At 69.4% G+C, this 14,738-nt stretch carries 14 protein-coding genes; 4 read left to right on the top strand and 10 right to left on the bottom strand.

Annotated features, from left to right (window positions below):
- Positions 1-63: 63 nt before the first annotated feature.
- The 9 genes from ACZ5YA_RS07165 to ACZ5YA_RS07125 all read right to left on the bottom strand — a co-directional run bounded on the left by ACZ5YA_RS07165 (position 64) and on the right by ACZ5YA_RS07125 (position 9,532).
- On the bottom strand, positions 64-1,284 hold the full coding sequence (locus tag ACZ5YA_RS07165; protein WP_464092258.1) for an MFS transporter: 1,221 nt from the start codon (positions 1,282-1,284) through the stop codon (positions 64-66).
- Between the two features lie 104 nt (positions 1,285-1,388).
- Positions 1,389-2,180 carry a type I methionyl aminopeptidase gene (gene map / locus ACZ5YA_RS07160; RefSeq protein WP_054456411.1) on the bottom strand — a complete coding sequence of 264 codons (792 nt, stop codon included), beginning with the start codon at positions 2,178-2,180 and terminating at the stop codon, positions 1,389-1,391.
- Entirely contained in the window at positions 2,181-2,426 is a 246-nt protein-coding gene (locus ACZ5YA_RS07155) for a ParD-like family protein (RefSeq protein WP_054456412.1), read from the bottom strand.
- Positions 2,427-2,506: 80 nt separating this feature from the next.
- Entirely contained in the window at positions 2,507-3,157 is a 651-nt protein-coding gene (locus tag ACZ5YA_RS07150; protein WP_464092257.1) for a DUF2894 domain-containing protein, read from the bottom strand.
- On the bottom strand, positions 3,147-3,797 hold the full coding sequence (locus ACZ5YA_RS07145; protein WP_054456414.1) for an OmpA family protein: 651 nt from the start codon (positions 3,795-3,797) through the stop codon (positions 3,147-3,149). Before ACZ5YA_RS07145 ends, ACZ5YA_RS07150 begins: the two co-directional genes overlap by 11 nt.
- Positions 3,794-7,483, bottom strand: coding sequence for a DUF802 domain-containing protein (locus tag ACZ5YA_RS07140; protein WP_464092256.1), 3,690 nt, complete (start codon positions 7,481-7,483; stop codon positions 3,794-3,796). The genes ACZ5YA_RS07145 and ACZ5YA_RS07140 overlap by 4 nt, the downstream gene beginning before the upstream one ends.
- A gap of 10 nt (positions 7,484-7,493) precedes the next feature.
- On the bottom strand, positions 7,494-8,327 hold the full coding sequence (locus tag ACZ5YA_RS07135; protein WP_059379512.1) for a DUF3348 domain-containing protein: 834 nt from the start codon (positions 8,325-8,327) through the stop codon (positions 7,494-7,496).
- A 129-nt stretch (positions 8,328-8,456) separates the two neighbouring features.
- Positions 8,457-9,398, bottom strand: coding sequence for a LysR family transcriptional regulator (locus ACZ5YA_RS07130; protein WP_251879776.1), 942 nt, complete (start codon positions 9,396-9,398; stop codon positions 8,457-8,459).
- The gene (locus ACZ5YA_RS07125; RefSeq protein WP_251879778.1) at positions 9,395-9,532 is read right to left on the bottom strand and encodes a hypothetical protein; all 138 of its coding nucleotides are present in this window, start codon (positions 9,530-9,532) and stop codon (positions 9,395-9,397) included. Before ACZ5YA_RS07125 ends, ACZ5YA_RS07130 begins: the two co-directional genes overlap by 4 nt.
- A gap of 139 nt (positions 9,533-9,671) precedes the next feature.
- Between ACZ5YA_RS07125 and ACZ5YA_RS07120 the strand changes: the two genes are divergently transcribed.
- From ACZ5YA_RS07120 to ACZ5YA_RS07105, 4 genes are all read left to right on the top strand, one after another.
- Positions 9,672-10,334 (top strand): response regulator transcription factor, encoded by a 663-nt coding sequence (locus ACZ5YA_RS07120; RefSeq protein ID WP_059379509.1) that lies wholly within the window; start codon positions 9,672-9,674, stop codon positions 10,332-10,334.
- Positions 10,331-11,719: an ATP-binding protein gene (locus ACZ5YA_RS07115; RefSeq protein WP_464092255.1), complete on the top strand. Its 1,389-nt coding sequence runs from the start codon at positions 10,331-10,333 to the stop codon at positions 11,717-11,719. Before ACZ5YA_RS07120 ends, ACZ5YA_RS07115 begins: the two co-directional genes overlap by 4 nt.
- A 111-nt stretch (positions 11,720-11,830) precedes the next feature.
- Complete coding sequence (locus tag ACZ5YA_RS07110) at positions 11,831-13,060, top strand: helix-turn-helix domain-containing protein (protein WP_118933265.1); 1,230 nt, start codon at positions 11,831-11,833, stop codon at positions 13,058-13,060.
- Between the two features lie 35 nt (positions 13,061-13,095).
- Complete coding sequence (locus ACZ5YA_RS07105; protein ID WP_464092254.1) at positions 13,096-13,761, top strand: NHL repeat-containing protein; 666 nt, start codon at positions 13,096-13,098, stop codon at positions 13,759-13,761.
- Here ACZ5YA_RS07105 and ACZ5YA_RS07100 read toward each other — a convergent pair.
- A complete protein-coding gene (locus ACZ5YA_RS07100) occupies positions 13,748-14,485 on the bottom strand; it encodes a hypothetical protein (protein WP_118933264.1) in 738 nt (245 codons plus the stop codon). The two genes, ACZ5YA_RS07105 and ACZ5YA_RS07100, sit on opposite strands and share 14 nt — an antisense overlap.
- Positions 14,486-14,738: the final 253 nt, after the last annotated feature.

Raw genomic sequence — 14,738 nt, 5'->3', positions numbered from 1 at the left:
GTCTAGCGGTCGCCGGCGGGCGCGCACAGATACAGATTGCCGCTTTTGCGTGCGCAACAGCGCTTAATAGGCGCCGGCCTCGGGCTGGGTGCGCAGGCGCAGCACGGGCGAGGTGTACAGCACCACGAATTGCACTGCGAAGCCGGCGGTCGATACCCACAGGCAGGCTTCGACGCCGACGCGCGCGGCAAGCGCGGCGCCGATCAGTGCGCCGACCGGCCGGGCGCCGAAGGTGGCGGTCAGGATCACGGCGGACACGCGGCCCAGCAGGGCGTTGGGCGTGATCGCCTGGCGCAGCGTGGTGGTGGTGATGGTCCAGAGTATGGGGCCCGCGCCGAACAGGAAGAAGCCCGCCGCGGCCCATGCGCCGGACGGAAATGCCAGCGTGGAAAGCAGGATGGCGCTTGCGATCAGCGCGGCCAGCGGGCCCACGGCGATCATGCCGCCGAAGCTCAGCCGCTGCGCCAGCCAGGGGGCCAGCAAGGCGCCGGCCACCATGCCGCCGCCGTACACGCCCAGCGTCAGGCCGACGGCCGCGGCCGACAGGCCCAGCCGTTCGATGGCGTAGGCCACATAGATGGCCTGCAGCACGAACCACGCGGTATTGAAGAACACGGCGGTCACCAGCACCGGGCGCAGCAGCGGATGCGTGAGGACGAACGCCGCGCCTTCGCGCAGTTCCTCCAGCAGGTGGCGGCGCGGCGCGAGGCCGGGCGTGTCGTGGGGCAGGCCGGCCAGCAGCAGGGCCGCCAGCAGCGACAGCACGGTGGCCAGCACATAGGCCGAGGGCGCGCCCATCCAGCCGACCAGCGCGCCGCCGGCGGCTGGCCCTGCGGAAAAGGCGGTGCTGCGGGCCAGTTCCAGCCAGCGGTTGGCGCTGGCCAGTCCGGCGGGCGCGACCAGCCGCGGCACCAGCGTCGGCGCGGCGACGTTATACGCGACCGTGCCGACCGCGCCCAGGAATCCCAGCGCGGCCAGCCAGCCCAGGTCAAGCCCGCCCGTGGCCAGCAGCGCCAGCAGGCCCAGCAGGCTGGCGGCGCGCACGCACTCCGCCGCGGTCATCAGCGCGCGCCGGGACATCCGGTCGGCCAGCACGCCGGCGGGCAGGGACAGCAGCAGGAAGGGCAGGGTCTGGGCGGTTTGCAGATAGCCGGTTTCGGCCGCGCTGGCGCCCAGCGCCAGCACCGCGACCAGCGGGGCGGCCGCCAGCGCCATCTGTTCGGAGAATTGGGCGGCCAGGTTGGAGGCGGCCAGGCGGCGGAACGCTGAGGGCAGGGCGGACATGGGGCGCGGACGGCGGAAACGACAAGGGCACGATCATGATCGTGCCCTTGTCCGCCGGCACTCCGTTCCTTGCCATGGGCAAGGCGGCGCCTCAGCTCACCGCATCAAGGGATGGGCGGATAGTCGCCGAAGCCGTCCGGCCAGGGCGTCAGCACTTCGTAGCCGGTCTCGGTCACGACCACCATGTGCTCCCATTGCGCCGACAGCGAGCGGTCCTTGGTGACCACGGTCCAGCCGTCGGGCAGCTGCTTGGTCTGGGGCTTGCCGGCGTTGATCATGGGTTCGATGGTGAACATCATGCCAGGCTGCAGCACCATGCCTTCGCCGGGGCGGCCGTAGTGCAGCACCTGCGGATCGTCGTGGTAGATCTGGCCGATGCCGTGGCCGCAGTACTCGCGCACGATGCTGAAGTGCTCGCGGTGCGCCACGGTCTGGATGGCGTGGCCGATGTCGCCCAGCGTCGCACCGGGCTTGACGGCCATGATGCCGGCGCGCATGGCTTCATAGGTTGTGTTGACCAGGCGCCGCGCCAGCGGGCTGGGCTGGCCCACGTAGTACATGCGGCTGGTGTCGCCGAACCAGCCGTCCTTGATCACGGCGACGTCGATGTTGAGGATGTCGCCGTTCTTCAGCACCTTGGCGGACGGGATGCCGTGGCAGATCACGTGGTTGGCCGAGGCGCAGATGGTCTTGGGAAAGCCGTGGTAGCCGACGTTGGCGGGTATCGCCTTCTGCACGTTGACGATGTAGTCGTGGCAGATGCGGTCCAGCTCATCGGTGGTGACGCCGGGGCGGACGTGTTCGGCAATCATGTGCAGCACTTCCGCCGCCATGGCGCCGGCCTTGCGGGCCATTTCGATGTCGGCGGCGGACTTGATGGAAACCTTCTTCGCCATTTACGCGGCCTCCTGCTGGGCTGGCTGTGGCAAGCCTTGGGACAAGGAGGCGATGGCGAAGCCCTCGGCCTGTTCGATGCGGATCAGCAATTGGCAAATGTCGGCGTGGCGCAGCTCGGGGTAGAGCTCGGACAGCATGCCGATGCGCATCCAGTGTTCGGCCTGGGAATTGATGGAGCGGCTGAGCGCGCCGCTGGCGACGCGGAGGTTCTCATGCATCTGCTCGGAGATCTTGACGATACCCATGGAGTGAATGATCCATATATGGTTTGTATATGGATCGTATCTTACCGCCGATGGGCGGCAGGGCGCAAATCGGCAGTGGGCTAGCGGCCCTTGCCGCGCGCCGTCTTCTTGGCGCCGGCGCGGGGCGCGGCTTCCTTGGGCGGGGGCGCGATGGCGGCGTGTACCTGCTCCATCCACATCAGCGCGTCGGTGTACGACAGGAACTGCTGCAGATAGCCGGGCGACACCTCGCGCATCAGCGACAGCGCGCGGTGCACCAGCTGGTTGGAGTTGAGCGGGCCGGCGTTCTTGTGCACCTGCTCCTGGGACTGCCGCACCTGGCGGTCGGCGCTGACCCGCGACCAGACGCCGCGGAAGTATTCCAGCGTTTGCAGTTCGGGGTAGGAAGCGCGCAGGTCGGCGGCGCCGCGCGCGTCGGGGCCGGCGTCGGCGATGTACGCGGTCAGCGCCGCCAGCGGTCCGGGTTCCGGGATGCCGGCAGCAGGCGCGGAGACGTTTTCGGCCGCATCCGCGGGCGCGCCGTCCAGCTCGGCCTCGTAGGCCTGGATCAGCGCCGCCAGCTTGCCGTCCAGCAGCCTGCGGGCTTCGCCGCCTTGGGCGGCTGCGCGCCGTTGCAGCGCGTCCATGAACTGGAAGCGGACGGGAGCCACGCGGTCGGCGCCGGCCTCGCGCCAGGCGTCCAGCATGGCGCGGGCGTCGATGATCTCGCCGCGGGTGCCGTCACTGGCCATGCGAGGTCCCGGCGTCGCTGGAGGGCTTGGGAATGGGCGCGATTTCGACCCGGCGGTTCTTGGACCGGCCGTCCTCATCCGCGTTCGAGGCCACCGGCTGTTCCGAACCGAAGGCGGCGGCGAACACGGCCGACGAAGGCACGCCCTCGTCGATCAGCGCGCGCGTCACGGTCAAGGCGCGCTGCGCGGACAGGTCCCAGTTGTCGGCAAAGCGCCGGTTGCCTTCGCGCACCTGCTGGTCGTCGGTGTAGCCGCTGACCATCAGGATCTCGTTGTGCGACTTCAGATAGGCCGACAAGGGTTCGATCAGGCTTTTCAGGACTTCACGGCCCTCGGGCTGCAACTGGTCGGAGTTCAGGGCGAACAGGACGCTGCCGCTGATGCCGATGCGGCCGTCGATCAGGGTCACGCGGCCGGCGGCCAGCGGACCCGCCAGCGCCTGCTCCAGCGTTTCGCGGCGCTGGGTTTCGACCTGGCGTTGCTTGACCTCTTCTTCCAGCTGGGTGGACAGCTGCAGCTGCACCGCGACGACGCTCACCAGGATCAGGACGAAGGCGCCCAGCAGCACCGACATCAGGTCGCCGAAGACGGCCCAGGCCGGGACTGTGGGCTCCACGCCGCCGTCGATGTCCTCGCTCATGCCGCTTCCGCTCCGGCCGTCGCGCGCTGGATGGCCAGCTGCTGCAGGTTCTCGACGATCTGCTTCTGCGACACCATGCTCAGGTCCACCACTTCACGGGCCTGCGCCACGTAGTAGGCGAGCTGCTCGTCGCCGCGCGCGATGGACTTGTCCAGCGCCGCTTCGATGCGCTGCAGGTGCGCCACCAGCTTGTCGTTGGACTCGCCGAAGAGCTGCACGGCAGTGCCGAAGGACTCGCCCAGGCTGGCCACTTCGGCCGCGCCGCTGGCGACCTGCGCGGCCACCTCGGCCAGCTTGCCGGTTTCGGCCTGCGCCTGTTCGGTGAACTGCGTGCCGACGCGGTCCAGCAGCTCTGCCGACGAGGACACCAGCGCGTCCACGGCCGTGCGCTGTTCGGCGGCGGTGTGGTTGACGGCGTCCAGCAGGGTGCCCAAGGTTTCCAGCAGGCGGTTGCGTTCCTCCAGCATGTCGTTGTCGCGCTCCATGCTGTCGGAGAGCTTCTGGCGCAGTTCGCCGATGACTTCGGCGGCCGCGCGCGGCGCTTCGGACGCGGCCTGCACCAGGCGGCCGATCTCGGCGATGGTGTCGTTGGCGGACGCCTGGGTCTGCGCGCTGATGTCCTGCGCCGTGATGGCCAGTGTGTCGCAGATCTGCTGCTGCTGGTTGGCCGTGTAGGAACTGGTCTGTTCCCATTCGGCGCGCAGCGAGTCGGCGATCGTGCCGAGCTTGCCGGTCCAGGCTTCCAGGCGCGCTTGGTCCTCGGCGGCGAGCGCGTTCTGCAGGTCCGTCTGCGATTGCTCCAGCGTTTGCAGCAGGGCGGCGGAGTGTTGTTCGAATGCCGCGGCGGCGGTTTCCAGCGCCTGCTGGTTGTCGCCGGCCAGCTTGGCGTTGGCCTGCTCCTGGCGCGCCTGCGCCTCGGTCCAGGCCTGGGTGACGCCGGTGGCGGCCGTTTCCAGGCGGGCCGATACGCTTTCCAGCAGGCCGGCCTGGGCCTGGGTCTGGGCCGTGATGTCGCGCGCGGTCTGGGCCAGGGTGTCGTTGACTTCCAGCTGGCGCAGCGCGGCCTGGGTGCCGGCCTGTTCCCATTCCTGGCCGAGCTTGGCGGCCATGGCGGTGAGCGTGCCGGTCCAGGCGGCCAGGCGTTCCTGGTCGCGCGAGGCCAGCGCGGCCTGCAACTCGGCGTGCGATTGGTCCAGCGTTTGCAGCAGCGCGGCGGAATGTTGCTCGAAGGAGGCGGCGGCGGTTTCCAGCGCTTGCTGGGTATCGCCGGCCAGTTTGGCGTTGGCCTGCTCCTGGCGCGCCTGCGCCTCGGTCCAGGCCTGGGTGACGCCGGTGGCGGCCGTTTCCAGGCGGGCCGATACGCTTTCCAGCAATCCCGCCTGGGCCTGGGTTTGCGCCGAAACGTCGCGCGCGGTCTGGGCCAGGGTGTCGTTGACTTCCAGCTGGCGCAGGGCGGCCTGGGTGCCGGCCTGTTCCCATTCCTGGCCGAGCTTGGCGGCCATGGCGGTAAGCGTGCCGGTCCAGGCGGCCAGGCGTTCCTGGTCGCGCGAGGCCAGCGCGGTTTGCAATTCGGCGTGCGACTGGTCCAGCGTTTGCAGCAGTGCGGCGGAATGTTGTTCGAAGGTGGCGGCGGCGGTTTCCAGCGCTTGCTGGTTGTCGCCGGCCAGCTTGGCGTTGACCTGTTCCTGGCGGGCTTGCGCCTCGGTCCAGGCCTGGGTGACGCTGCCGGCCGCCGTTTCCAGGCGGGCCGAGACGCTTTCCAGCAGGCCGGCCTGGGCCTGCGTTTGCGCGGCGATGTCGCGCGCGGTCTGGGCCAGCGTGTCGCTGGCGGCCTGTTGGCGGGCCACGGTGTCGGCGCCGGCCTGCTGCCATTCCTGGTTCAGCGTGGCGGCCATGGCGGTGAGCGTGCCGGTCCAGGCGGCCAGGCGTTCCTGGTCGCGCGAGGCTAGCGCGGCCTGCAGTTGCGTGTGCGACTGGTCCAGCGTCTGCAGCAGGGCCGCGGAATGCTGTTCGAAGGTGGCGGCCGCGGCGGCCAGGGCCTCGCGGTTGTCGCCAGCCAGCTTTTCGCCGGCCTGTTCCTGGCGCGCCAGGGCGCTGGCCCATTGCTGCGAGACGCCGTTGGCGGCCGCCTCCATGCGGGCGGACACGCCTTCCAGCAGCCGCGCCTGGACTTCCGCTTGCGCGGTGATGTCGCGCACGGTCTGCGCCAGCGTGGCGCTGATGGCTTCCTGGCGTTCGGCGGCCTGCGCGCCGGACTGCTCCCATTCCTGGCGCAGCGTGGCGCCCATGGCGCCCAGGGTGTCGGTCCAGGCGGCCAGGCGCTGCTGGTCGCGCGAGGCCAGCTCGGACTGCAGCAGGGTGTGCGATTGGTTCAGCGTGCGCAAGAGCGAGGCCGAATGCTGCTCGAAGCTGGCCGCGGCCGCGGTCAGGGCCTGCAGATTGTCGCCAGCCAGCTTTTCGCTGGCCTGCTCCTGGCGCGACAGCGCCTGGGTCCAGGCTTGCGACATGCTGCCCGACGATTCCTCCAGGCGCGAGGACACGCTGTCCAGCAGGGCGGCCGAGCGCTGTTCGAAGGTCTGGGCGAAGTGGTCGAGCGAGGCGCGCAGGTCCTGCGACAGGGCCTCGCTGGCGCGCTGCTGGCCGGCCAGGGCCTGGTTCCAGATGCCGGCGACGTTGCTGGTGGTGGCCTGGAAGCCCGAGGTCAGGCCTTCCAGCTGGCGCTGCACGGCTTGCGTCACGGTGTCCTGCAGGGACGCGGTTTCCCGCGACAGGCTGGCCATCGTCGCTTCCACCACGGGTTGCAGGGCGGCGCCGGCCGAGCGCGCGCTTTGCGACACGCTTTCCTTCATGGACTGTTCCATGACGGCGGCCAGGCGCGAATAGGCGGCCTCGGCCTTGCCCTGGAACGCGTCCTGGCTGGCCATGTGGCGGTCGCTCAGGGCCTGGTTCTGGCGGGCCATGTCGCCCATCATGGCTTGCAGCTTGTCGACCAGGGTGGGCATGGCCTCCGCCTGGCGCTGCATCACTTCAGCCTGGCGTTGCAGCAGCTTGAAGGATTCTTCGCGTTGATAGCCCTGCGAGTACACGCGCAGGGTGGTTGCGGCCTTGCTGTCCAGCAGTTGCGCCGCGCGCACGCGGTCGCGGCGGCACAGGGCTGCCAGCAGACCCAGCATGGCGGAGCTGGCCACGCCGGCGATCGAGGTGCCGAAGGCAAAGCCCAGGCCCTTGACCGGCGCGGCGAGCGAGGCGCGGATGGCGGCCAGGTCGGTGGCGCTTTCCAGCGCCAGGCCGGTGCCGCGCAGGGTCACGACCATGCCCAGGAAGGTCCCCAGCATGCCCAGCAGCACCAGCAGGCCGACCAGGTATGGCGTCAGCGCCGGGCCAGGCAGGCCCGCGCGCTCGCCTTCGATGCGCAGGCGCGCGGCGTTGCGCAGGCCCGGCGGCAACTGGTTCAGCCAGGATCCCAGATTGCCGGGCGCTTCGGACAGGCCCGAGAGCGCGCGCGTCAACGAGGACGTCGCCTGCTGGTAGCGCAGCAGTTCCAGCGCGCCGCCCAGGTAACAGACGCCTATCAGCAAGGTCACGGCCAGCGCCAGCGGGTTGGTGCCCGCATAGCCCACGCCGATCCAGCCCACGACGGCCAGACCCGCCAAGAAAACCACGAGATTAGTCAGATATTTGGACATAGTGTCCCGGTTAGCTGGCGCGAAGGGTGGCAAGCAGCCCTTCGACCGGTTGTAAACGAACATCCAATTCGGCCAGCAGCACGCTGCGCATGTCTTTGCGGAACGTGTCCAGCCAGGCGCCCGGCGTTATCGATGCCGGCGCCGCAGCGGGCGCCGCGCCCGTCTCGGCCGCGGCATCGCCTTGCGCCTCGGTCTCGGCGCCGGCCTCGGCTGGAACTTCAGCCAATGCGGCAGCCTCGGCCAAGGCAGCGGCCTCCGCGTCGCGCAGGCGCTCGAAATGGCCCTGCAGCAACTTCGGAATCGCGCCGAACAGCGCGCGTTCCTTGGGCAGCAGGGCGCGGTCCATGATGGCGTCGACCACCGCCAGGCGCGTCATTTCGCCGTTTTTGGCCGCGACCATGCCGCGCAGCCGGCTGCGCAGATTGCCCACCGCGGTTTCCATCGTGTGCTGCAACGACAGATAGCGCTGGCGAAAATTCGCGTAATCGGCGTCGGCCTCGGCCAGCGCCGCCAGTTGTTTGGCGGGGGCCGGCGCTTGTCCCGGCGTGCGCCGCTTGGCGGCCGTGGCCGCGGTGTCGCTGGCGATGGCGTCGGCCAACGTGGTCCGCACGCGTTCGCACTCGCGCTCTTCGGCGCTGCTGAACATGCGCGCGCCGGGGGCGATTACCGGCGGGCTGGTATTCAGCGCCGCAGAGAGCGCGATCGCGTCCGTCCAGCCGAGCCACTGGCTCAGATGGTCCGAGAGCGATTGCCTGGATTGCGGAACGTCGACATCCGTCAGGCGAGTCAGCAAGCGAATGAGCGTCGGGCCGCTTAAACCTGTGCGCTGTGGGGCCTGCAACATACCACCAGAGTCAAAAAGGGGGGAGTTTACACGGTGGAGGGCGGCGTCAGGGGCAGGGGGCGGGCGGCAAGGGCGTGCCGTCGGCAAAAAGAGGGTCGCATCATCTGCGGATGCAATATTGTGACGGGGTTATGCCACCCGGCGGATCCGGAGTTCTGGCGCCAAGCCATGCGCCGGGTTGTCCTGCCGGGCGTCCAGGTATTCGGCCAGAAAATCGATGAGGTACCGGGTCCGGGCTGGCAGCAAGCGGGTTTCAGTCAGGGCATGGACCTCGATCGGTCCCAGGCTCCAGGCCGGCAGCACGCGCGCCAGCTCGCCCGAGCGCAGCCGGCCGCTTTCGTCGCCGCCCAGCGCCGCGATGCCGGCGCCCAACACGGCAAGCTGCCTGGCCATGCAGGCGTCGTTGGCGCCGTAGCGGTGCTCCACCGGAACCAGCAACTGTTCACGCCCGCGCTGCAGCGGCCAGGGCGCGGGCTGCCCGCCGCCGGCGCGCAGCCCGATGCAGTCGTGGCGCGCCAGGTCGGCGGGGCTGACAGGCGTGCCGCGCGCGGCCAGGTAGGCGGGCGAGGCATACAGGCCGGCATGCACCGCGCCCAGGCGGCGCGCCACCAGCGACGAGTCGGGCAGTTCGCCCAGGCGGATGGCGACGTCGCCGATCTCGGGCGGGTGCTCGGCGAACTCGGGTCCGGCCACGCTCATCTGGAGCTGGATAGCCGGGTAGCGGCTGCCGAACGCCACCAGGGCGGGCATCAATGCGTCCAGCGCATAGGCCGCGGGCAACTGGATGCGCAGCGGCCCGCTGGGGATTTCCAGCTGTTCGCGCAGTTCCTCGTGGGCGATCTCGGCCTCGGCCACGATGCGGCGGCAGCGTTCGAAATACAGCCGCCCGGCGTCGGTCAGCTCCACGCGGCGCGTGTTGCGGCTGAGCAGCCGCAGGCCGACCGAGCGCTCCAGTTCGGCCACCTGGCGCGACACCGTGGAGGTGGGCATGCCGAGCGTCGCGGCGGCCCGGCTGAAGCTATGCGCCTTCGCCACTTCGGCGAACAGTTCCATGCCTTGCAGGCGTTTCATGGGCGTGCCTCCCCTGCGGCCAGGCGCGCTGGCGCGCTGATGAAGTCCGGACGGCCCTGGCTGGCCAGCGCGCCGCTCGCGGCGGGCAGCGCGCCGGCCGTCAGGGGGCCGCTTGCTAAAATGTGTTGCTTCATTCCGTTGCTTCCCATGCGTTTTTTCGGCGGGCCGGGGTCCAGTTCCCCGTCATAGGAGCGCATTGTCGGCATGGGGTTTTAATAATTTTTTAAAGCGATGCCTGCATGCTGCGGCATCGTGGACGGTTCTGGAGTTTTCTTGCGTGTCCTGCTAGTTGAAGACGACGCCATGCTGGGCGACGCCGTGCATACCAGCCTGGCGCAGTCCGGCGCCGACGTGCAATGGGTGCGCGATGTTGCGCAGGCGCGGCTGGCCCTGGTGGATCACGGCTTTCAAGCCGTGCTGCTGGACCTGGGGCTGCCGGACGGCAGCGGACTGGCGGTCCTGAAGCATCTTCGTACGCGCTACGATGCCACGCCGGTGCTGATCCTGACCGCCCGCGACCGGCTGAGCGAGCGGATACAGGGCCTGGATGCCGGCGCCGACGACTACATCGTCAAGCCATTCCAACTGGACGAACTGCTGGCGCGGCTGCGCGCCGTGGTCAGGCGCAGCAGCAACGCCGTGGTCTCGGCGCTGCGCTGCCGCGACGTGGTGCTGGAGCCGGCCAGGCGGGCGGTGACCCGCGCGGGCGTCGAGGTCAGCCTCAGCGCGCATGAATACCGCACGCTGCTGGCGCTGATGGAGCGCGTCGGCCACACCGTCAGCCGCGAACAGCTGGAGGCCGCGGTCTACGGCGACAGCGGCGCCATCGAAAGCAACACGGTGGCCGTCTACATCCACCAGTTGCGCCGCAAGCTGGGCGACAAGCTCATCGCCACCGTCCACGGCCTGGGCTACCGCATCGAGGCCGGCGAATGAAGACGCTGCGCAAGCAGCTCACGCTGACGCTGCTGTTGACGATGGCGCTGTCCTGGATCGCGGTGTTCGCCTTCCAGCAGTACGAAGCCGCGCGCTCGCAGACCGGCGCGCGCGATCAATGGCTGCACGACGCGGCCAGCCAGATGCTGGCGTCGCTGCCGGTCAGCCTGCTGGGCAACGAGGCCCCGTCCGAGCGTTTTACCCCGCCCGCATCCAGCCGTGTCGACGGCGACAAGGTGCGTTTCCACCTGTGGTCGCTGGTCGACCGCCGGCTGCTGCTGCGCTCGCCCGAGTCGCCCGCGCAGCCCTTGAGCGGCGGCTTCCAGGACGGTTATTTCGACGTGCGCGCCGACGGCATGGACTGGCGCGTGTACGCGATCTCCGACGCGCAGGGGCGGGTGCAGGTGCAGGTGGCGCGACCGCAGAGCGAATTGCGCGCGCAGTCGCTGTACAGCCTGAAGCGCGGACTGCTCATCGTGTCTATTCTGTTCGTGCTGTTGGCCGTGGTGAGCTGGATGGTGGTCGGCCGAGCCTTCCGCAAGGTGGACCGTGCCGGCGTGGCCATTGCGCGGCGCGGTCCGTTTGACCTGGCGCCGCTGCCCATGGCCGGCATGCCGGGCGAACTGCGTCCCTTCATACGCTCGATCAACCAGCTGCTGCTGCGGGTCAAGGGCGGCATGGACCGTGAACGACGCTTTCTGGAAGATGCTGCGCACGAGCTGCGCACCCCGCTGGCCGCGCTGAGCGCGCACGCGGAGCTGGTGGCCCGCAGCGCGGGTTCGGGAGACGCCCCGGCCGCCATCGAGAAACTGCGCCTGGTCGCCCAGCGCACCTCGCGCCTGTCGGAACAATTGCTGGACCAGGCCCGCATGGATGCGCTCAGCGCCAGCGCCGATGAACCGGAGCTGGTCGAACTGGACGCGCTGGTCGCCATGCTGGTGCGCGACTGGGAAACCGACGCCACCCGCAAGCAGCTGCGCATCCAGCTGGACGTGCAGGCCTGCGTCGTCAGGGGGCGGCTGGACGCGCTGGGCGTGCTGGTGCGCAATCTGCTGGACAATGCCGTGCGCTATACGCAGAGCGGCGGCCAGATCGCCGTGTCCTGCGAACCGTCGGCGGACGGCGGAGCCTGTCTGCGCGTGGCGGACGATGGGCCGGGCATCGCGCCGGAGGAACGCGCGCGCGTGTTCGACCGTTTCTATCGCGCCCCGGGCAGCGCCGCGGGCGGCAGCGGCATCGGCCTGTCGCTGGTGGCGCAGATCGCGCAGCAGCACGGCGCCGAGGTCACGCTGGGCGAGGGCCTGCGCGGCGCGGGCGTGGCGCTGACAGTGAGTTTCCCGCCTGCGGTCGGGGGAACTGCCGCGGCAGCGGCGCCGCGCGCCTGAATCCCGCCGGCCGTGAAGCCGGCTGCCCCGACTACGCTGCGAATCGCCGCCGGATGGTAGATTAGTTCCCGGTAAGCGGACTGCGGGAGCAGCGTCAGTGGCGGGAGTTCCATGGATGTTCTGATCACCTCGGCCGCGCGCGCGCTGGCCGCCGGCAATCCGCTGGGCGCCCTGAACCTTGTGGCCCTGCGCGACGACGCGCCCGCGCTGGCCCTGCGCGGCATCGCCATGGCCCAGCTGGGCGATTTCCGCCGCGCCCGGACCTTGCTGCGCAGCGCGGCCCGGAACTTCGATCACAAGAATGTGCTGGCGCGCTCCCGATGCGTCGTGGCCGAGGCCGAGATCGCCCTGGTATCGCGCGATCTGGCCTGGCCGGAAAAGGCCCTGGAGACCGCGCGCGCTGCGCTGCAAGCCCACGGCGACCCGGCCAATGCCGCGCATGCGCGTCATCTGCAGGCCCGGCGCGAACTGCTGCTTGGCCAGCTCGACCGGGCCGAGGACGCCCTGACCACGCTGGACCCGGCCTTGCTGGCCCCGGCTTCCCGCGCCATCCATGAATTGATAGCTGCCGGTATCGCCTTGCGGCGCCTGCGCACTGAGCGCGCGCGCGCCGCGCTGACCCAGGCGGAGCTGGCGGCCCGCGTCGCCGGCATCCCCGCGCTGATGGCCGAGGTGGAACAGGCCACCCTGGTCCTGAATACGCCAGCCGCGCGCCTGATCGGGCAGGGCGTCCAGCGGCCCATTCTGCTGGATGAAGTGGAGGCGCTGCTGGCATCCGACACGCTGGTCGTGGACGGCTGTCGCCATGCGGTGCGCAGCGCGGGCCGCGAGATTGCGCTGGCGAGCCGGCCGGTGCTGTTCGCGCTGGCGCGTGTCCTGGCCGAAGCCTGGCCGCAGCCCGCGCCCAGGGAAACGCTCATCGAGCAGGCCTTCCGCACCGCCTATTTCGATGAAACGCACCGCGCGCGCCTGCGCGTCGAGATAGGGCGCCTGCGCGCGGCCTTGGACGGTGTGGCCGGTATCAGCGCCGCGCGCGGCGGTTTCGTCCTCAAACCGCAGGCCGGCCGGCCGGTCGCGCTATTGGCCCAGCCTGGCGGCGAAGGCGACAGGGATCAGGGAGCGGTGCTGGCCTGCCTGGCGGACGGCGAAGCCTGGTCCAGTTCCGCCCTGGCCCTGGCGTTGGGGGCAAGCCAGCGCACGGTGCAGCGTACGTTGGACGCATTGGCCGTGGCGGGCAAGGTGCAGGCTTGCGGACAGGGCCGGGCCCGCCGCTGGATGACGCCGCCGGTACCGGGATTCACGACAACCTTGTTACTCCCGGCCGCGCTGGCCGCCGACTAGCATGAATGCTCGAACTCCAGTTCAAGGACATCGACATGAAACGAACGCAAGCCCAGATCATCCGCGAGTACGGCCCATTTCCCGGCGTGCAGGCCGTGCATGGCGTGACCTATGACGGCCGGCAGGTGTGGTTCGCCGCCGGCGAAAAGCTGATTGCCATGGACACGGATAGCGGCAGCACCCAAGCCACGATCGACATCGTCGCCGACGCGGGCACGGCCTTTGACGGCAAGCATCTCTATCAGATTTCCGACGGCACCATCGTCAAGCTGGAACCGCGGAGCGGCCGGGTGCTGAGCCGCATCCCAGCGCCCGGTGGCGGCGGCGCCTCGGGCATGGCCTGGGCCGAGGGCAGCCTGTGGGTGGCCGAGTACCGCCAGCGCAAGATCCACCAGGTGGATCCCGAAACCGGCCGCGTGCTGCGCACCATCGAATCCAACCGCTACGTCACCGGCGTGACCTGGGTGGACGGCCAGCTGTGGCACGGCACCTGGGAGGACGGCGCCAGCGATCTGCGGCAGCTGGACGAAAAGACCGGCGAAGTGCTGCAAAGCGTGGAGATGCCGGCCGGCATCGGCGTGTCGGGGCTGGAATCGGATGGCGCCGGCTGCTTTTTCTGCGGCGGCGGCGACAGCGGCAAGCTGAGGGCGGTGCGCCGTCCGCCAGCCAAGGCCGACGATACGGCGGTCACCAACGGATGATGTAGGGCCTGTCTCCCAGTTCCCACACGCCGTTTTTCCGTTCCAGCATGATGTACTCGGTCTGCCATTCGTCCGGCTGGTCCTCCGGCGCAAAGCCGGATAGATACGGACGGAAGGCGGGATCCGCCGCCCAATCCGCAGTGCTCCGGTCCAGCCGCCACTCGAACTTCACCGCCGAGACCAGGTTGGGGTTGTCGTCGAATGGATTCTTGAGCGGCTTGGTATGGGTGAGGATCTTGCCGATCTGCAGGCCGGGGGCGCAGAACTTCGCGGTATAGACCAGCTTGGAGCTGAGGCGGGCCTCGCCATCGGTGTAGTAGGGCCGGCCTTTATCCGTCAGCTCCATGCGGCTGCTCGCGTCCTCCGGATCCTCGTCCGCTCGCGGCGGCCCGCCGTCGCCGCTGGCGCTGACGCGCTTGACCGTGACCAGCTGATGCTTGATCAACCCCTGCACGATCCTGTCCTGGCTTTCCAGGAACGCGGTGTAGACATCGGTGGGCAAGGGCCGCACGCCCACGACGTTGACGCAGGCGCCGACCGGCGCATATTCCGGTTGCGCCGTGGCCTCGACCAGGATCTTGCGCATCTTGCCTTCGCTCAGGCCCGGGCCCAGCGGCGATTGCCACCATGCATAAAAACCCGCGGCGCCAGCGATGATCAGGCCCAAGGCCCAGGCCTTGCGTGGCATCCGGCGGCGGTTGACGGCGCGCTGCTTCTGGTTCATTCCTACCCCTGCTGATGACAGTGCCGCGATGGTAACGCGTGCACTGTCCATCATCCAAAAGACCTAATCCGCATTTCTAGGGTAATTCCTGACAAGAAGCTGATTGTCAGCGATTAGTCAGAAAGGTTTAATCAGGCTCACGCTTTGCGCATCGTCCGCAATCGCGCCGGCGGGATCCCGCAGCAGGCTTCACCATCCCGCGCCCACGCAGGAGTAGTAACTACAAGCTGGTCCATGTAGTCCTAATTCAGGA

It is taken from the genome of Achromobacter sp. JCM 18799, assembly GCF_055395645.1.
Note: the sequence above shows the minus strand (reverse complement) of the source record. Positions and strands in the feature narration are given on the sequence as shown.